This window comes from Spirosoma montaniterrae (genome assembly GCF_001988955.1).
GTDB lineage: Bacteria > Bacteroidota > Bacteroidia > Cytophagales > Spirosomataceae > Spirosoma > Spirosoma montaniterrae.
Map to the genome: position 1 here is coordinate 348,070 of NZ_CP014263.1, position 17,247 is coordinate 365,316.

The 17,247-nt window shown below is 51.9% G+C and carries 17 protein-coding genes; 6 read left to right on the plus strand and 11 right to left on the minus strand.

The window, feature by feature from the left end:
* Nucleotides 1–161: 161 nt before the first annotated feature.
* Nucleotides 162–473, plus strand: a complete 312-nt coding sequence (locus AWR27_RS01520) for a hypothetical protein (RefSeq protein WP_077129565.1) — start codon at nucleotides 162–164, stop codon at nucleotides 471–473.
* Here AWR27_RS01520 and AWR27_RS01525 read toward each other — a convergent pair.
* The 4 genes from AWR27_RS01525 to AWR27_RS01540 all read right to left on the minus strand — a co-directional run bounded on the left by AWR27_RS01525 (nucleotide 470) and on the right by AWR27_RS01540 (nucleotide 2,517).
* Nucleotides 470–862, minus strand: a complete 393-nt coding sequence (locus AWR27_RS01525) for a DoxX family membrane protein (protein ID WP_335695406.1) — start codon at nucleotides 860–862, stop codon at nucleotides 470–472. The genes AWR27_RS01520 and AWR27_RS01525 overlap by 4 nt on opposite strands.
* A 1-nt stretch (nucleotide 863) precedes the next feature.
* Entirely contained in the window at nucleotides 864–1,124 is a 261-nt protein-coding gene (locus AWR27_RS01530; protein WP_077129566.1) for a hypothetical protein, read from the minus strand.
* A gap of 143 nt (nucleotides 1,125–1,267) precedes the next feature.
* Entirely contained in the window at nucleotides 1,268–1,813 is a 546-nt protein-coding gene (locus AWR27_RS01535; RefSeq protein ID WP_077129567.1) for a hypothetical protein, read from the minus strand.
* 11 nt (nucleotides 1,814–1,824) lie between these two features.
* Complete coding sequence (locus AWR27_RS01540) at nucleotides 1,825–2,517, minus strand: peptidoglycan DD-metalloendopeptidase family protein (protein WP_077129568.1); 693 nt, start codon at nucleotides 2,515–2,517, stop codon at nucleotides 1,825–1,827.
* Nucleotides 2,518–2,665: 148 nt separating this feature from the next.
* Between AWR27_RS01540 and AWR27_RS01545 the strand changes: the two genes are divergently transcribed.
* The gene (locus AWR27_RS01545; protein WP_077129569.1) at nucleotides 2,666–4,180 is read left to right on the plus strand and encodes a peptide MFS transporter; all 1,515 of its coding nucleotides are present in this window, start codon (nucleotides 2,666–2,668) and stop codon (nucleotides 4,178–4,180) included.
* A 13-nt stretch (nucleotides 4,181–4,193) separates the two neighbouring features.
* Here the strand turns inward: AWR27_RS01545 and AWR27_RS01550 are convergent, their stop codons facing one another.
* Genes AWR27_RS01550 through AWR27_RS01580 form a run of 7 tightly spaced genes read right to left on the minus strand, consistent with a single transcriptional unit; the run spans nucleotide 4,194 to nucleotide 11,265 of the window.
* Entirely contained in the window at nucleotides 4,194–4,532 is a 339-nt protein-coding gene (locus AWR27_RS01550) for a translation initiation factor (protein WP_077133732.1), read from the minus strand.
* Nucleotides 4,533–4,577: 45 nt separating this feature from the next.
* The gene (locus AWR27_RS01555) at nucleotides 4,578–5,354 is read right to left on the minus strand and encodes a LytR/AlgR family response regulator transcription factor (RefSeq protein WP_077129570.1); all 777 of its coding nucleotides are present in this window, start codon (nucleotides 5,352–5,354) and stop codon (nucleotides 4,578–4,580) included.
* The gene (locus AWR27_RS01560; RefSeq protein WP_077129571.1) at nucleotides 5,326–6,600 is read right to left on the minus strand and encodes a sensor histidine kinase; all 1,275 of its coding nucleotides are present in this window, start codon (nucleotides 6,598–6,600) and stop codon (nucleotides 5,326–5,328) included. The genes AWR27_RS01555 and AWR27_RS01560 overlap by 29 nt, the downstream gene beginning before the upstream one ends.
* A 16-nt stretch (nucleotides 6,601–6,616) precedes the next feature.
* Nucleotides 6,617–7,243: a hypothetical protein gene (locus tag AWR27_RS01565; protein ID WP_077129572.1), complete on the minus strand. Its 627-nt coding sequence runs from the start codon at nucleotides 7,241–7,243 to the stop codon at nucleotides 6,617–6,619.
* A 16-nt stretch (nucleotides 7,244–7,259) separates the two neighbouring features.
* Nucleotides 7,260–7,907, minus strand: a complete 648-nt coding sequence (locus AWR27_RS01570) for a hypothetical protein (RefSeq protein ID WP_077129573.1) — start codon at nucleotides 7,905–7,907, stop codon at nucleotides 7,260–7,262.
* Nucleotides 7,908–7,951: 44 nt separating this feature from the next.
* Nucleotides 7,952–9,037, minus strand: a complete 1,086-nt coding sequence (locus tag AWR27_RS01575) for a BamA/TamA family outer membrane protein (RefSeq protein ID WP_077129574.1) — start codon at nucleotides 9,035–9,037, stop codon at nucleotides 7,952–7,954.
* Entirely contained in the window at nucleotides 9,034–11,265 is a 2,232-nt protein-coding gene (locus AWR27_RS01580; RefSeq protein WP_077129575.1) for a TonB-dependent receptor, read from the minus strand. The genes AWR27_RS01575 and AWR27_RS01580 overlap by 4 nt, the downstream gene beginning before the upstream one ends.
* A gap of 207 nt (nucleotides 11,266–11,472) precedes the next feature.
* On the opposite strand from AWR27_RS01580, the gene AWR27_RS01585 reads away from it, so the two are divergent.
* From AWR27_RS01585 to AWR27_RS01600, 4 genes are all read left to right on the plus strand, one after another.
* Nucleotides 11,473–12,000 (plus strand): GNAT family N-acetyltransferase, encoded by a 528-nt coding sequence (locus AWR27_RS01585; protein WP_077133733.1) that lies wholly within the window; start codon nucleotides 11,473–11,475, stop codon nucleotides 11,998–12,000.
* Between the two features lie 58 nt (nucleotides 12,001–12,058).
* Nucleotides 12,059–12,754, plus strand: coding sequence for a (d)CMP kinase (gene cmk, locus AWR27_RS01590; protein WP_077129576.1), 696 nt, complete (start codon nucleotides 12,059–12,061; stop codon nucleotides 12,752–12,754).
* A gap of 99 nt (nucleotides 12,755–12,853) precedes the next feature.
* A complete protein-coding gene (locus tag AWR27_RS01595; RefSeq protein WP_077133734.1) occupies nucleotides 12,854–13,930 on the plus strand; it encodes an NAD(P)/FAD-dependent oxidoreductase in 1,077 nt (358 codons plus the stop codon).
* A 23-nt stretch (nucleotides 13,931–13,953) separates the two neighbouring features.
* On the plus strand, nucleotides 13,954–17,238 hold the full coding sequence (locus tag AWR27_RS01600) for a hypothetical protein (RefSeq protein WP_077133735.1): 3,285 nt from the start codon (nucleotides 13,954–13,956) through the stop codon (nucleotides 17,236–17,238).
* Nucleotides 17,239–17,247 lie beyond the last annotated feature (9 nt).

Sequence of the window (17,247 nt, forward strand, 5' to 3'; positions counted from 1 at the left end):
TGGGTACGTTCCGGTTTGAGTTGACAAATATCGGAATCTTTATGTTAATTCGGGGCATCGCTCCTACGAACAGGTGTGATATGTAACCACGACCAATGATAAGACTTGGTTATCAATTCTCCGAGCGTCTAAATGCCCGCACTTATCTTGCTTTGTTGGTCATGAGCTGGCTGGCAACGATCTGCGTTGAGTTTGTGCCGTTTCTTCAGACGTTCGACTACGACGCGGTGCGGATGATTGAGAAAATGGCAAAACACCCCTTCGCCTGGATCAGATGGGGGCAGTTGGGGGTGCTTACCGGAGCCGCAATATCGACGTGGCGACGGGATTTCGATGATGATTTGGCAAACACACCCAAACTATGGCTGGTTATTCCTGTAGTCGCTATCAGTAATTTTGTAAATGGCATGCTGCTGTATCTGTACTTAACCGAACGCTGGAAAGAGCAAAGCAACGACGAACAATCCCGCTAAAATCGTTGGCGGTCGGTATCGCTCAGCCCGCGCAGTGCCAGATAAAACGCGATGACGTAAATCATTTGTGAACCAGCCGTATCCCAGTCTTCTTTGAGCGTTGTACCGAACAGCAACGCGCCAATAATCAGACCACCCAGCACGTAGCCCCACCTACTGAGCCGACCGCCCAGCAGAATGAGCAAACCACTGGTCAGTTCAGCAAACGGCAGCATGTACAGAAACGCGTTGGTCAAGACGGGCGGTAGGATGGTATTAGCGAAGCCGGCCCCCATTTTCTCGACAAATCCGCTAAGTTTGGGTAACCTCACCAGCCCGTGCATAAGCATGTTGATGCCCAGACCAAGGCGCATGATGATCTGGGCCAGTTGCTTGTTTGTCAGGTTCATATCAGTTGTCGCCTTCTTCGTATTCGACATTCACGTTGCCTGCTTCAACGTCTTCTTCAGCCAGTAGGTCATCATTTACGCCATTGGCATCGGTGTCTGACGCATTGACTTCTTCCCTGATGGTTTCCGGGCCTTGCGCAGTTGGAATGGCAATACCGCCCGATTGTGAAAAGCCGCCGTTTGTAGCCTGCGCCAGTGGCTGTACCACGCCCTGATTGTCATCTTCTGCGGGATTGTAATCCTGATTATCGTTCGGGTTCATAACGTTGCTGTTTGTTTTGATTGATAAACGGTAAACCCGCCGAAGACCTGAAAGGTTAAAAGTGTCGGTTAGAAGGCTGATTATCAGAATTTTGTAAGGGGATTTTTAGATAATCTGCTTCATTGTCCACTTCCAACAGTATTTTACCGATGCTCGTAGTCAATCAGTAGCAAGCCGCTTATACCATTGGCAATCAGACCAACTAAAGGTGGCGTAATGAATAGAGTGAGACTGCCCGTTTCCAGAAAATGAGCAGACAGGTTGGCCATCGATACATAGAAACCAAGACAGACAGCACCGGAAATAAGCATACTACCCATCCACCGCAGTACCGCGTTTTGCAATTCGTCGGAGATCATCAGCAACAGGCATGTACTGCATAGCAACTGACCTGCATAATGTGCTGCGATACCATACTCGACACGTCCGTGAGGTTCAGAAAACAGTTGCTCGATGGGACCCCATCTGAACCAGATGTAACTGGTAATTGGTGCCGTGAGAAACCAAATCCAAGGCCGGATAACCACCGGATGCTTTTTGAGCGTATAATAGTACACGATAGTCAGTAATAGTGGAAACAGGAAAATGCTCAGAGGGCCAGCTACCCAACTCAGTATAAACGCCAGCGAAGGAAGCAGCATCCAGCGTTGGTAGAGCGGATGACGCAGAGCGAAATAGAGCAAGTTCATGAACGTATTTTTTATGGCAGCCCCGGAATGTTCAGCCACTGGTTCGGATTGGGGCAGATGCTTAGAAAACGGGCACGGTCGGCCACGGAGCAAACGCCGGGGAAGTCGCCGTGCAGGCCGAGCAGGTCGTTCATCACCTGAAAATGCAGGTGCGGGGGCCAGTCGCCGTTTTCGGGGTAAGGGCCAATTTCGGCAATTTTTTCGCCTGCCTTTACTGATTTTCCAACGAATAGACCATCGAGAGACGTGCGCGTCAGGTGGCCGTAGAGCGAGTAACGCGGCTGAAAAGCTGCATTTTTCATCTCTGCCAGCGGCTTTCCAGCCGCGTTACTGTGTTCCAGAATGATGGTTGGGCCATAGTCGCCGAAATTGTTATTATCCTGAAAGCTGTGTACCACCCCGTCGAAGGGCGCAAATACGGGTGTACCGGCTTCGGCCCAGAAGTCAATGCCGAGGTGAATTTCGCGGGGTTCAGGCTGCTCGTCGGTGCGGATTCTCTGAAAATGATTGCTACGGCGGTAAATGGTGCGGTGTTCGTTGTAGCCGCCCACGCCAATCACCGCGCCCGCGTCGCGGAGTTTGCCGAATACGTAGTCGTTAAATGCCGCTGTGTTGGTTAGGTCAAGGCTGAGCAGGTCGGGGTTTGTGGCCGAGAAGTCGAGAACCAGAAACCGCTCGCGGTAGAAGTCGTAAGGAAGGAGCATGGTTGGGAGCCGAGTCATGAGTTCGGCGCGAAGACTGCAAAATTGAGGTGGCGATGGGTTGTTTGCAAGATGGTGAATATCTTTACCATTCCGTTTTTTGTTATTTGTCCATATTTCTTCTTTGCATACGTTTAGTTAACCCGACTACATGGAATCAACGCTTGGCAGAACAGCCCACCAAACCACAATTCTGGGCCATCCGGCTGGCCTTTTTGTTTTGTTCTTCACCGAAATGTGGGAACGCTTCAGCTACTACGGAATGCGGGCCATTCTCCTGCTGTTTCTGCTCGACAATGTGCGGGGTGGCATGGGCTTAGACGAAGCCAACGCAGCCGCTATCTATGGCCTCTATACGTCGTCGGTCTACCTGCTTTCATTACCCGGCGGCTGGATTGCCGATAACATTCTCGGCCAGCGACGGTCGATCTGGTACGGCGGGTTGGTTATTATGCTGGGCCATATCATTCTGGCTTTTCCGGCGGGGGAAGCTCTGTTCTATGCTGGCTTATGTACTGTGGCTCTCGGCACGGGCCTGCTGAAACCCAACATCAGCAGTATTGTGGGCGAACTCTATCCCGAAGGTGGTGCCCGCAAAGATGCGGCTTTCTCCATTTTCTACATGGGCATCAACATCGGCTCGCTGCTCGGAATCACCATTGTTGGGTATCTGGGTCAGAAAGTCGGCTGGCATTATGGTTTTGGTGCGGCTGCGGTCGCAATGGCACTCGGTCTGGTCATCTTCCGCACGTTTGGGCAGCGTTACCTCGGTCAGGCGGGCGAACGTGTGCAAACCGACAAGCCGCAAACAAGCGGGGGAAGCCGGTCGTTGTGGCTGTTTCTGGCAATATTAGTGGTCATTCTGACCACGCTGCAACTTACCGGCACCCTTGACCTGACCACCGCACCGGGTCTGGCAAAGGGCATGGGCACTATTATTTCGCTGACTGCTTTAGGGTATTTTGCTTATATTCTGATTGCGGGTGGGCTGGATGCCGTCGAGCGGAAGCGCGTGCTGGTGCTGTTCGTGTTTTTTCTGGCGGCTGCCATGTTCTGGGCTGGCTTCGAGCAGCAGGGTTCGTCGCTGCAAATTTTCTCCGACCGATATACCGACCTGAATATTCTGGGCTGGCAGATGCCATCGAGCTGGTTTCAGAACTTTAACCCGGCGTTCATCCTGATTTTTTCGCCCATACTGGCTGGATTTTGGGTGTTTCTGGCAAATCGAAACATCAACTTTGCCGCCCCGGCCAAACTGGCAACGGGCCTGTTATTGCTTGGCGTTGGCTATTTGATTATGGTAGCTGCTTCTAAACTGGCCGTGGCCGGGCAGAGTGCTACGCCGAAAGAATTGGTATCGCCCGTGTTTCTGTCCTTCACGTACCTGTTTCATACGTTGGGCGAACTGTTTCTAAGCCCGGTAGGGTTAAGTGCGTTTTCCAAGCTTTCGCCCAAACGCTACACCAGCCAACTGATGGGCATCTGGTTTGTGGGCGCGTCGCTTGGCAACCTCATTGCGGGCTTGTTTGCGGGTGGCTTCGACGAAGAAAACGTTGAGCAGATGCCATCTCTGTTTCAGAGCGTTGCTTTCCCCTGTTTAGCGTTCGGATTGCTTCTGTTGCTGCTGGCCCGCCCGCTGACAAAATGGATGGGTGGAATAAAGTAGGGGCTGTACAGACTCAGTTGCCTCCGGCCTTCTTCGCCTTGTATCCTTTCGTGGTAAGCCACGTCAGCACTCTGTCGCGGTGGTCGCCCTGAAGCAGAATTTCGCCGTCTTTTACGGAGCCGCCTGACCCACAGGCGGCTTTTAGCTGTTTACCCAAATCAGATAAATCAGCGTCAGAACCCACAAAATCACGCACTGCCGTTACCAGTTTGTTGCCGCCTAATTTCACGAGCCAGATTTTCAGATTCTGCTGGGCCGGTGGCAGAGTCACCGCTTCGGGCTGGTCGTCGGACTGGAAGGCGAAATCCGGGTTGGTGGAATACACAATGCCGGTGCGATTTTTCTTGCTCATAAGCGAAGCGAATGTCATTAGTTGGAGTAATAACATTCGCTTCGCTTATAGTTCCAGCAGTTGCCGCACGGCGTCGGCGTAGGTGCTGCCGGTGGTGAGTTTGGTGGCCTTTTTGTCGTTCATAATCAGGACAAACTTACCATCGAAATGGCGGTGAATCTCGCTGATTTTGTGTCGATTAACCATCGCCGACCGGCTTACGCGCACAAATGTATCGGGCAGTTTTTCGGCGAGCGTAGTTAGCGTGTACGTCGTCAGGAATTTCTGTCCATCGAGGGTAGACAGAAAAACGTATTTGTCTTCGGCTTCAAAAAAGGCAATATCGGAGAGCGGAATAAGCCGGATTTTTTCGCCTGTTTTCACCGAGATCGAATAGATTTCTTTCTTCGGCTGCATCTGGGCCAGGAGCCGCATCACGTTCTCAGTCATTGGATTCGTGACTGACCTCGGTTCATTGCGTTCGACTAACGTTCTGATTTTCTGAGCTGTACGTGCTAATCGGTCGGCTTCAATGGGCTTTAGCAGATAATCGACCGAGTTTTCTTCAAACGCCCGGATGGCGTATTGGTCGAAGGCCGTAGCAAACACCACCATCGGCACGGTAGTGAGCCGCGACAGCATCTCGAAGCCGTTGAGCAGCGGCATTTCGATGTCTAAAAAAATAACGTCGGGCTGCTGGGCTTCAATGAGCGTTAATCCTTCGGCCCCGTTCGGAGCATCGCCGATGACCTCGAACGTGTCGCTGTGTTTATCAAGCAATCGACGCAGCCGACTGATTGCCAGCGGTTCATCGTCAATTAAGATAGTTCGTAGACGGCTCACTTATTTTTTCAAGTTTAATGCTTAACAAAACCTGCTTAACGGGCCAGTTCTGAAGTTCCATACGGGCATCGTCGCCGTAGAGCAGTTTGAGTTTATCCTGAATGCTACGCAGGCCGTAACCTCCCCCCATCTCGTCGGAGAAAGCCGGGCCGTTATCGTGAACGCAGAGGTGTAGCTCACCATTTTTTTCGTAGATACGCACGTCGATACGGCCCGCGTCGGCGCGTTTGGCGATGCCGTGTTTGATAGCATTTTCAACGATAGGCTGCAACAAAAACTGCGGCAATCTCAGCTCAATCAAGCCTGGGTCTGATACATCGACGCTGAACGTCAGGCGGTTGCCAAATCGAACCTGTTCAACCTGCAAATAAGTTTTCACCATCTCCAGCTCGTCGGCCAAACTGGCAAACAGCTCTCCATCGCGCCCGGTCGAATATCGAAACAGCTTTGAGAGCAACAGCGTCATTTCCTCAGCTTTTTCGGGATTGTCATGCACCAAACTGGCGACGCTGTTGAGGGCGTTGTAGAGAAAATGTGGATTTATTTTAGCCTGTAGCGCATCGAGTTCGGCACGGGTTTTCAGTTTGTCGAGGCTTAAGAGCTGAATCTCCTGTTCGGTCATTTTGCGGGTCAGTTGCCGCCCCTGCCGCAGTACGTAGCTAAACAGGTTGGCTACCACGATATATGCGAGCACGTAGGCCCAGCCCGGCGCATTGCTTTGGTCATAGTTGGGCCGTTGGGCCAGGACCTTAAGAGGGCCTTCGCCTAACCACAGGTAGATGCCTACGTTGACCACAAAGCTGAGAGCCAGTGCCATGCCCGAAATGAGCAAATGCCGCCACCAGACTGATCGAATCTGCCGGTCCAGCCAGTCGGATACCAACCACACCATTAAAAAGATGGTAATACCCTGCATTACATTCAGCACAACCAAAAAACGGTAGAGACCTGCCAGAGCGGTGTCTTTGGTGATCACAAGCAGGCCGGTGAAATAAATAATGCCACTGAAACCATAAATAATCAGCGCACTTAGTACCATGCCCGTTAGTAAACCCCAAACAGGTTTTTGCAGAATCGACGCCAGTGTAATCCGTTCGGTGAGGCCAGCTTTTTTAGGGTCTGAAAGACCAAAATCGGCTCCTGCCAGATTAGTGTAGCCGCGCTGTCCGGATTCCTGTATCGGCGAACCTTGCCGGAATGTGTCGGGAGGGCGGTGTAGCTGCTGTTCGAGTTGTTCGCGGGTCATACGAGAATATGGTTACTCATTTGCACTTCGCTAATAAAGGGGCTATCTGATCTCTTCCCCAGTTCGGATGCAGGTCGCTGGTGGGTTTAAAGGTAGCGAATTTCTGAACCGACTGTTGCAGTAAAGGGCAGGCCGAGGCAGGACCACCGCCAAAGGTGGCAGGCTTATGATAGAGGGCGAGACCCTCCAGCAAGGGTATGCGCGGATTTGCCGGATTCTTCTGCCGGGCGGCTTGCAGTGCCTTCTCCGACAGCGGGCCATACTTCATCCACCGGAACATGGGTTTGGCCGCCAGTCGGGCCTGTGCCATATAGCTTTGCAACACCAGCACTTCGTCGTTTTGGGGTTGAAGCCGGATAACCCGCTCGTAATAGGGTTCGGCACGGTCAAGCAGGTCGTCGGCGTTGTCGCCTGCCCGAAAGCTTGCTGTAATGTAGGCATAGGTAGCCCAATAGGCAGGCAACCATTCGTTGGGGGACTGATCGCTCAGGCGGCTTAGCTGCGAAGCCACGTTCTGCCATTGGTCGGCGGTGCGGGCCGCATTCATCTGCGCCAGAGTGGGGCGTAAGGCCGGGTTTGCCCACGTCGCGAGAGACGTGCCTGCAATGCAAAGCACGAACAGACTGATTATGCGCGTTTTCATCGGCGTACTACAGAGTTTATTTTGAGCATTTTGCCAGTAGTTGTTCCATGTTTTGACGGCCCCAGTTTGGGTGCAGGTCGCTGACAGGTTTGAAGGTGGTGAACCGTTCCGCAGCCTGCTTCAGCACCGGACAGGCCGTGGCGGGGCCACCGCCAAACTGTTCGGGTGTATACAACAGGCCGGTTCCTTCCAGGATGTAAGGGCGCGGATTGCCGGGATTCATGCTCTTTGCTTTGTCGATATTGGTTTGAAAAATAGGGCCATACTGTTGCCAGCGATTCATCGGATCGACTGTCATGCGAGCCTGCGCTATGTAAGCTGCCAGTACAATCAGTTCATCGTTGGTGTTGATGGCCTGGGCTTCTTTCAGATAGCGGTCGGCATTGTCTAAGTATTTGTCCTTTTCGGTGGCATCTTTACCCATAAAACCCAGAAACACATACGATAAACCGGCATAGTAGCGTGGCAGCCATTCGTTCGGTTCGGCACTGGCAATGCGCTCAAACTGGTTGGCAACGCTCAGAATATCGGCAGTTGGCGTTTTTTCACTTTGAGTTTTCATCGTGCCGATGGCGTCGGCCATAGCCTGTTGATATTGAGCCGACTGAGCTTGTAGGGCGGTGGTGGTCAGTGCCACGAGCAGGAGAATGATGAGGGTTTTCATGGTTTCGCTTTATTTGATGTTAACAGATTGGTACTTGAAAAGCATTAAAAGGCTTCTGCCAGTTGAATGTAAAAATTGGACGTACCTTGCCCGACGCCATAATCGAAGCGGAGGTTAAGGTTTTCTTTCGGGATAATCTTAAACCGAATGCCCGCTCCCGCGTTGGGCTTTAAGCCACTAAAGCTGAACTGATTAAGTTCTGAAGCCACACTGCCCGCGCCTAACCACGCCACCACGCCTAACCAATTATTGATGGTCCGGCGATATTCGGCCTGTGTGGCAATAAAATGATTATCGCGGAAACGCCCCGTGAAGTAGCCTCGCATAATCATCGAACTACCCAGCAGCGAGAGGTCGGTGAAAGGAGTATTGCCCGCGCTGAACTCCGAAAAAATCTGTGCGGCAATCACGTTTTTATACGGATTTTGCGGATTGAGCGACCAGTATTTCCGGGCGTCGATGCGCAGTTTTTCGTAGTCGAAAGTGCTACCCAAAGCCTGTCGGTTCGGGTTATAATTCAGATCGAGATACCAGCCCCGGTAGGCGTTGAGTATACTGTTTCGGTTGTCGTGCCGAAGCGTAAACAAGAATCCGGACGATACCGAACCGTTCCAGCCAGGGGGGCGCTTCGAATCTAATAAGCCGCCGTCTTTCTGCGAAAAATCGAACAGGTTCATATACTGATACCCTGCCCCCACAAACCACTTGCCCCCAAGCCGATACAAAAATTGATGATTGAACGAAAAACTTTTCGAGTCATAACGCTCCCGGTCTTCGCGTCTGGTTTGGTTGCCAATTCCGAAATAATAGAATGGAAAACTGGTATAGCGGATGCTGCCAACGAGGTTCCAGCGTTCGGCTTTTGTGAACACGTTGTATTCACCAACCGTAACAAACTGTCGCCGTAGGGTGTAGAAGGCAGTCAACTGGGCAAACGAGGTGCGCACGTCTGAGCCGGCGTTTCGGGGCTTGAATAGCTTTTTGCCGTTTGCGCCAAGCAGGAAGCTGGTTTCCGGCGATACGCCAAATATGGGTGCCCAGGCAAACTCACTCCGATACGGCTGCTGTAGACTATCCGACTGGGCCAATAGCGGGCCGCTACTTATCAGCAGAATAACAAACGTTTTCATAGTTCATTTACATTGACTTTTGCTTTGCGGTTTAACATTACAATACCGCCTAAGAAGAAACTCCGAAATGCCTGTGGGCCAACGGCATAACGAGTTTGCCCATCGGGCGTGTAGCGGTAGGTGAATACGTTACGGGTGTTCAGGATGTTATCGACGGTGGCGTATAAAATCACCATGTTCTTTTTGATGTTGGTGAGATGGCTGGCCGTGAAACTCAGGTTGTTGACTACGGGCGTGCGGTCGCCCAGAAACTCACCCGGCGTTTCCGGGCGGTTGGGGTTGTAATACGGGCGGCCACTGCTGACGGTGTAGGTCAGCCCTACGTTGGTCGTGATTTTCTCGAACCACCGCTTGGCAATGAAGCTCATGTTGTGGTTTGAAATAAACGTGGGCGTGGCCGAAACAACGTAGTTCTGAAACAGCCGTTTCGAGTCGACGTAGCTGTAGGTGATCCAGTAATCTAATCCTTTCACCGACTTCTGATCGCGCCAGAATACGTCGAATCCCTGAGCGTAGCCGCTGCCGGTGTTGTTGGTCTGACCCCAGGGAAACCGAAACGGGTTGGCGTCGAACTGGCGGCCCGGCGTTCCGGTCTCGCCGGTGAACTCCCGCACTAATTGCGCGTAGTTTTTGTAGTAGGCTTCGACCCGGAACGTGCGCTGGTTTTTGATAATCTGATAGTTTAGAATCAGGTGGTCGGCCCGCTCAAAATCCAGCATTTTGTTCAGATATAGATAGCGATAGTCGGGCGTCTGATAAAACTGCCCGTATGCCGCTGAAATCTGACTGTATAACCCCGTTTTGTAGGCCAACGACAGGCGCGGAGCCACGTTGGCCCGGTTAATAACAGACGCATATTCGACCCGGATACCCGACTGCAAGGCGAACTTACGGCTCAGATACGTCTGCGATTCCACGAATACGGCACCGTAGTTATCCTGAAGTTTATAGGATGTTCCAGTGACGGTGTTACGCAATGTAATTGCACTCGCTTCTGTTCCGAAGAGAATCGAATGGTTATTTCGTAGCAGCCGCGTCAGCACCAGCCGCCCCTGCTGCCGGGCACTGCTTCGACCAAAATCCATGACGTCGAAACGTGTATCGTCGGTGTCGTAGCTCGATGATAAACCCGCGTTCAGCAGCCATTTTCCATCGGCCCAGCTATCGGTATAGGTGCTGGTCATGAAGGCGTTACGATTGAGTTGATTGAACGACACCCGGCCTTGTGGGTTCGTCTCGGTAGCCATGCGAGGGTCGCGGACATACATGCCTAACCGACTGTCGGAATACATGCCGTAGACTTTCAGCATACCCGTCTTGCTGGGCTTGAAACGATACGTAAGCGACGACCCTGTAAAGACCGGTTCGCGTAGCCACTCAACGTTTTGCGGCACCAGCGCAAACAGTGCTTTCAGGTTGCCGTAATAGCCGGTTGCCGAGATAGAAGATCGTTCGGTGGCGCGGTCGTAGCTGACGTTGGCACTGACTAAGTTCAACCCCAGACTAAAACCATTGTTGTTACCTAAATCCGTAGTATTCAGTAACAGCACACTCGACATGGCCTGCCCGTACTGTGCCGAGTAGCCGCCCGTGCTGAACGACGTACCTTTGAACATAAACGGCTGAAAACGTCCGCGTGACTGTAGATCGGGAAGGCTGGAAAAAAACGGATTCTGCACAATCATGCCATCGATAATTACCTTCGCTTCGGCATTGGAGCCGCCCCGTACAAACAGCCCTTCCTGCTCGCCCACGCGCTGCGCTCCGGGCAATAAATTCATGACTGCCGTAATATCGGCTCCGGCTCCGGCGGTTGTTACGATATCGATGGGTTTCAACATGGTCATACGCTTCTCGTCCGATGCCTCGAACGATCCGGCAGTAATGACCACTGTGTTCAGTTCATTGGCAGCTTCTGTTAGCCTGAAGGTCAGCGGACCGGGTTGGCCGATGGTGATTTTGCGGCTAAATGGCTCATAGCCAATATAAGAGACAACAGCGGTGGCCGTATCTTTACGCTGAGTTTTGAATCGAAACGCGCCCGTGCTGTCGGTGTTGCCCCCATCGTAGGTGCCGCGCAGAAATACGTTTGCACCGGGCAGCGGTTGCCCTTTCTGGTCTGTAACGCGGCCCGTAAGCACAGTCTGCGCCAGGGTTTCACCCCCGTAAGGTGCTATGCTGAGTAGCAGACAAACGGTGAGCAGAAAAGTTGATCGGTGGCGGTTCATAATTCGGCTTGGTTGATGCACCAAAACTATTGCCCACCAACGGCCAATACCTACCTTTTCCGACGAACCCGGTTTAAGCGGGAGTAAACTGCCGAACTAACCCGATGATTTTTTTTCGTAGTATTGAAAAAACGGCCCTACCTTAACAGTTCAGGCAGGTTCGTGGTTACTAACCTACCAAACGAAGCCCTTCTCTTGACAACAACGTTGCTAACTTTTCAACTCTCTTTAGGCCGCCTTCGTCCCTGGCGCGAGGGCGACGAAGAGGCTTTGGTGCGCCATGCCAGCAACCGGCGAATCTGGAACAATGTCCGCGATTTTTTCCCGTATCCCTACACCCCCCGCGACGCCAGTTCGTGGGTGCGCTCGAATAAATCGTACCACCAACCCAATAATTTCGCCGTAGAAATAAATGGCGAAGCGGCTGGCAATGTTGGCTTCACGGTTAAAGATGACATTTACCGTTTCAACGCCGAAATTGGTTACTGGCTCGGCGAACAATATTGGGGCCGGGGTATCATGACCGAAGCCGTACCGATTCTGACCAACTACATTTTCGATAACTTCCAGGTGAACCGCATTTATGCCTGTGTGCTTGACAATAACATTGGCTCGATGCGCGTACTCGAATCGGCGGGCTACCGGCACGAAGCCATTCATCGCAAAGCCGCTGTCAAGAATAATCAATACATAGACGAACATATTTTCGCGATGCTACGCGAAGAGCGAGCGTAACTGTTCACTGTTCTCTATTTTTGCTGAAACATTACCGCTTCGGCGGAATCATTCATTCATGCCGAAGATCGTTATTGCCATTGACGGGCATTCGAGTTGCGGAAAAAGTACGACCGCCAAAGCCGTTGCGGCCCGCATGGGCTACGGTTATATTGATACCGGGGCTATGTACCGGGCCGTTACATTATTTTTCACGCAGGAACGTATATCGCTGACTAACCCACGTGAGATTAATGCCGCCCTCGATGCCATTCATATCACATTCAACCATAATAGCCGCACCGGCAAAAATGAAACCTGCCTTAATGGGCTGAATGTGGAAGAGGAAATCCGAAAGATGTATATTTCCAATTTAGTTAGTGAAGTAAGCGTAATTCCTGAAGTGCGCCGGGCAATGGTGGCGCAACAGCAGCGCATGGGCCGCAGGCGGGGTGTAGTGATGGATGGGCGAGATATTGGCACGAAGGTTTTTCCCGATGCCGAGGTAAAAGTGTTCATGACTGCCGAGACGCTCATCCGGGCCAAACGCCGACAGCAGGAGTTGCTGGCAAAAGGCGAACTGATTAATCTCGACGACATCGTAGAAAACCTCAAAAAGCGTGATTTTATCGACTCCACCCGTGCCGAAAGTCCACTGATTCAGGCTCCCGACGCCATACTGCTCGATACGTCGTATATGACCATTGAAGAGCAGGTCGATTGGGTTATCGAACAGGCTGACCGCCGACTGGCGCAACTGCATAGAGGAAAGTGAAAAGTGAAAAATGTAAAGTGAATAGTATGACCAACAGGAAGTGGTACAGAACGTGTGCCCATTTTTCATTATACATTTTTCACTTTTCACTTCACCATCATGACTATTGATTTCCTCATTGTAGGGCAGGGGGTGGCGGGGTCGGTGCTGGCCTGGACCCTCGACCGGCGTGGCTGCTCGGTGGTGCTGGCCGATGATCCGGCTTCGCCCTCGGCATCGGGCGTGGCGGCTGGCATCGTGAATCCGCTCACGGGTCGCAAACTCGTTCGTACCTGGAAAGCTGATGAATTGTTCCCGTTTCTGCACCAATTTTATACCGGCATCGAGCAGGAATTAGGCGTTCGTTTTTTTCATCCCAAAACTATCTATCGTCCGTTCCGCTCCGAGACAGAAAAAAACGAGTATCTGGCTTTAGTGGCCGACCCGGCTGTGCGACCGTATGCATCGGAAGCTGCTGATAATGAGCAATACGCGGGTTATATTGCTAATTCGTTTGGCGGGTTGGACGTTCGGCAGGCGGGCTGGCTCGATCTCAATGAGTTTGTGCGGATTATAAAAGGTTATTTTATTAAAAAAAATCAATATTACGAAGGCTGGTTTGATAGCAGTGAGCTGATAAACAAAGGAGAATCAGTACAATGGCAGGGGTTGACCATTAATAAAGTTATATTTTGTGATGGTACGCAGGCCCGCGAGAATCCGTTATTTAACTGGTTGCCGCATAACCCGGTAAAAGGGCAGATTCTGACGGCGGTTGTCGATAATTATCCTATAAAACATATAGTTAATCAGGGCGTTTTTATTTTGCCTGTTCGCGATGGCCTGATTCGGATTGGGGCTACCTACACCTGGCACGACCTCGACTGGCAAACAACCGACGATGGTCGTGCGTTCTTAGAGTCTAAGGTTCAGAATCTTCTGACCGTGCCATACCGGGTGGTGGCGCAGCAGGCGGGCATTCGGCCTTCGACCAAAGACCGCCGACCATTCATTGGCCTGCATCCCGAATCCCTATCTTTCGGTATATTTGGTGGAATGGGCACCAAAGGCGTATCGCTCGCTCCGTATCTGGCCGAGCAATTCGCCCGGCATTTACTCGATGGCGAAGATTTGGATGCCGAAGCGAATATTAGCCGATGCGTTTCGTTATATCAGGGAGATAAAAAACAAGGGTGAGCTGGCTCCTCATCAATACGTTTATGCGGAATCGATACTTACTGTTTTGTGTGCTGTGGCTGAGCGGGTTAGGTGCCGTTTCGGCTCAGAATTATCCATCGCTCGAGCGGTTCGGGCGGAACCGGATTCAGTATCAGACATTCGACTGGAAAATTATTCGCACGTCGAACTTTGAAATCTATTACTACCAGGACGGTACGCAGATTGCCAACCTGACAGCGCAGTATGCCGAGTCGGAGTTTGACCGTATTACCGAACTGCTGGGATATACGCCTTATAATCGCATCAAAATTTTCCTGTTCAACTCCCCGCAGGAACTGGCGCAGAGCAACATCGGTCTCAATGGGCAGGGCGGGCTGAGCAGCCGCGAACGCGACCTGTCTAAATCGCGGGTCGAACTGGCTTTCACTGGCGATCAGGTGAGTTTTCGGCGTGAAGTGATCCGCAATATTTCGATGCTGTTTGTGTATGACATGCTTTACGGCGGTAGCCTGAAAGATGCCTTGCAAAGCTCCCTGCTGCTGACCCTGCCCGACTGGTTCATGCCCGGCATTGCGGCCTATATTGCCGATGGCAACAGCGTTGAACTGGACGATTACATGCGCGACGTGGCACTGACCCGGCCCGTTCGGAAGCCGTCGCTGTTATCGGGGGCCGATGCCGAGCGGGTAGGTCACTCAATCTGGAATTACATCGTACAGAAATACGGGCGAGACAATGTCTCGAATATTCTGAACCTGACGCGTATTATTCGCAATGAACAAAGCAGCATCTCCAGCACACTGGGCATTCCCTACAGCCGGTTTTTGCGTGAATGGCGCGAATATTACGCCGGTATGGCAGGCAGCGTGGCGCAGGCATATCGCAACAGTACCGATAATTTTCAAATCAAAGTAGGTTCGGCAGAGTCGCGCTCGTCGTTGGTAAGTCTGAAACTTAGCCCTGATAATCAGTTTATTGCGTACACTGTTCTGCGTGATGGGAAGTTCACGGTAGAGGTGGTGAACACTACCAATAGCAAACGTACCTCGGTGCTTACGGGCGGCTACCGGCTCGACGGGCAGGCTAACCTGACTACTACTCCGCTGGTAGCCTGGCAACGTGAGAATAATCTGCTGGTACTGACCGAAGAGAAAGGCCGCACGAACCTTTACCAGTTTGCAAATTTTGAGAAACGCCCCAAGCAAGAATTTAAGCGACCCGTAGTGGGGCTGTCTGAAGTGGTCTGGATGGACGCGTCGGACGATGGCGGCAGCCTGATTATGAGTGCCGACCGTAACGGGCAGAATGACCTGTTTCTGTATAGCATCAATCGGGGTTCATATCAGCAACTGACCAACGACCTGTACGATGACCTGTACCCGCAATTTATTGGCCGCACAGCCCGGCAGGTAGTATTCAGCAGCAACCGGCGATACGACACGCTTGGCGTCGATAAGGGGTCGTATCGCAGCATTCGCGATCAGTTTAGCTTGTTCACCAAAGAAGGTGGTGCCCGCGATTTCTCATTAGTGCGGCTGACCGACTCGCTAACGAATGCTTACCAGCCTATCCCGGCGGGCGAATCGACGGTGTATTTTCTGAGCGATATGGGCGGCATCCGCAACCTGTATCGGCTCGAAACGGAGTCGCGTTCAGTGCGGCAATTAACCGCTTTCGCGCAGGGTATTCGTATGTACGATCTGAATACGGCCAACGGCGGCTTCGTATACAGTAGCCTGAAAAATGGCGATGAATACATCGGATTTCGTTCGCAGCTCGACTTAACCCAGTCGGTTCAGGCACCACCCACGCAGCGAACGGTCAGTATCCGGCGGGCCAATCCGCTGAGTTCTGTACCTATTAATAGTGGTCAAACAATGCCGGTAACAACTGCCCCTCCCGATTCGGCTCGTGCCGACAGCACCCGTGCAGTTGCCGACACAAGCATAACGAACCGAACCGTAGCCGCAAACGGCGGACAAACTGCGCTGGAACCGGGCGAAGTAGATACTGATAATTACCAGTTCGACCCTGAAGTTGTGAAGGCGGCTGAGTATCGGCAGCGTCGGTCAACGGCGGGCATTCCGGCACTGGTGTCGAGTGCGCCACCGCGTAACCGCCGTCGGGAGAACATTACTATTCGTGGCCCGTTCGATTATCGCGGCTTGTTTTCGGTTAATGATGCTACGTCGAACTGGCTCATCGATCCGATTCGCGGCTTCGGTTTTGCGCAGGATGTGTTGCTGACCGATCTGCTCGAAAACCATGTGCTGCGGGCTGGCGGATTCATTAATACCACACTTAACAACAGTAATTTATTCGCGGAATATAATTACCTGAAACATCGCGTTGACTTCGGCTTGCGAGCCGACCGACAGACGTTACGCATCCCTGACGACGGTGGTTTAAATCAGCGGTATCGATATAATCGGTTTGCCCTGTCGGCATCGTACCCACTGTCGGTTAACAGTCGTTTCACGGTGTCGCCTTTTTATGCCATCACCCGATTGGTTGATCTGACTTCGTTTGCTGTCCCTGATCTGGTTTCTGACTATGCCGGTTTGCGGACCGAGTTTGTTTTCGACAACACCAATATCAATGGGATGAACATGATGGTAGGAACGCGGCTCAAACTGCGCTTCGATGAGTTCGCCGGACTACGTTCCTCTTCTGAAGGTTTTCGTCGGCTGTCACTCGATTTGCGGCATTATCAGCGACTTCATCGTGACCTGGTGTTAGCACTGCGTTTTTCGGTGAGCCAATCGGGTGGCCCTTCGCCCAAGCAAAGCACGCTGGGCGGTATGGAAAACTGGATAGGTGCCAACACGAAAGACCCTATTGCCAACAATCCGCTGCGCGTACCCAATACCGTACCGAATGAGATTCCGTATGATTATCGGGATGTTTTCTTTCTTGATTTTGCGGCTCCGCTGCGGGGTTTCCGGCAGGGCAAGCTAACGGGTAATAGCCACATGTTGTTTAACGCAGAGCTACGCTTGCCACTGGTGCGCTATTTATACAGAGGCAACATTACATCGAACTTCCTGCGTAATTTGCAGTTGGTGGCCTTTACCGACATTGGCACCGCCTGGACGGGGCCTGACCCATTCAGCCAAAATAATTTGAATACTGAGATAGTAGGAGGGGGCAATATTCCCTTCCGGGCTGTGGTAACGAATTTCAAGAACCCTTTCCTGATTGGCTATGGAGCCGGTGTACGAACTATGCTTTTTGGCTTTTTTGTTAAGTTCGATTACGGCTGGGGCTTAGAAGATAAAGTGGTTGGAAAGCCCATTAGCTATCTGACACTGGGCTACGATTTTTGATTGGTCAGC

What these genes read in the sequence shown, in the direction of transcription:
- AWR27_RS01520 (WP_077129565.1), top strand. Translation starts at nt 162, where the DNA reads ATGAGCTGGCTGGCAACGATCTGCGTTGAGTTTGTGCCGTTTCTTCAG.
- AWR27_RS01525 (WP_335695406.1), bottom strand. Translation starts at nt 862, where the DNA reads ATGAACCTGACAAACAAGCAACTGGCCCAGATCATCATGCGCCTTGGT.
- AWR27_RS01530 (WP_077129566.1), bottom strand. Translation starts at nt 1,124, where the DNA reads ATGAACCCGAACGATAATCAGGATTACAATCCCGCAGAAGATGACAAT.
- AWR27_RS01535 (WP_077129567.1), bottom strand. Translation starts at nt 1,813, where the DNA reads ATGAACTTGCTCTATTTCGCTCTGCGTCATCCGCTCTACCAACGCTGG.
- AWR27_RS01540 (WP_077129568.1), bottom strand. Translation starts at nt 2,517, where the DNA reads ATGCTCCTTCCTTACGACTTCTACCGCGAGCGGTTTCTGGTTCTCGAC.
- AWR27_RS01545 (WP_077129569.1), top strand. Translation starts at nt 2,666, where the DNA reads ATGGAATCAACGCTTGGCAGAACAGCCCACCAAACCACAATTCTGGGC.
- AWR27_RS01550 (WP_077133732.1), bottom strand. Translation starts at nt 4,532, where the DNA reads ATGAGCAAGAAAAATCGCACCGGCATTGTGTATTCCACCAACCCGGAT.
- AWR27_RS01560 (WP_077129571.1), bottom strand. Translation starts at nt 6,600, where the DNA reads ATGACCCGCGAACAACTCGAACAGCAGCTACACCGCCCTCCCGACACA.
- AWR27_RS01565 (WP_077129572.1), bottom strand. Translation starts at nt 7,243, where the DNA reads ATGAAAACGCGCATAATCAGTCTGTTCGTGCTTTGCATTGCAGGCACG.
- AWR27_RS01570 (WP_077129573.1), bottom strand. Translation starts at nt 7,907, where the DNA reads ATGAAAACCCTCATCATTCTCCTGCTCGTGGCACTGACCACCACCGCC.
- AWR27_RS01575 (WP_077129574.1), bottom strand. Translation starts at nt 9,037, where the DNA reads ATGAAAACGTTTGTTATTCTGCTGATAAGTAGCGGCCCGCTATTGGCC.
- AWR27_RS01580 (WP_077129575.1), bottom strand. Translation starts at nt 11,265, where the DNA reads ATGAACCGCCACCGATCAACTTTTCTGCTCACCGTTTGTCTGCTACTC.
- cmk (WP_077129576.1), top strand. Translation starts at nt 12,059, where the DNA reads ATGCCGAAGATCGTTATTGCCATTGACGGGCATTCGAGTTGCGGAAAA.
- AWR27_RS01595 (WP_077133734.1), top strand. Translation starts at nt 12,854, where the DNA reads ATGACTATTGATTTCCTCATTGTAGGGCAGGGGGTGGCGGGGTCGGTG.
- AWR27_RS01600 (WP_077133735.1), top strand. Translation starts at nt 13,954, where the DNA reads ATGCGGAATCGATACTTACTGTTTTGTGTGCTGTGGCTGAGCGGGTTA.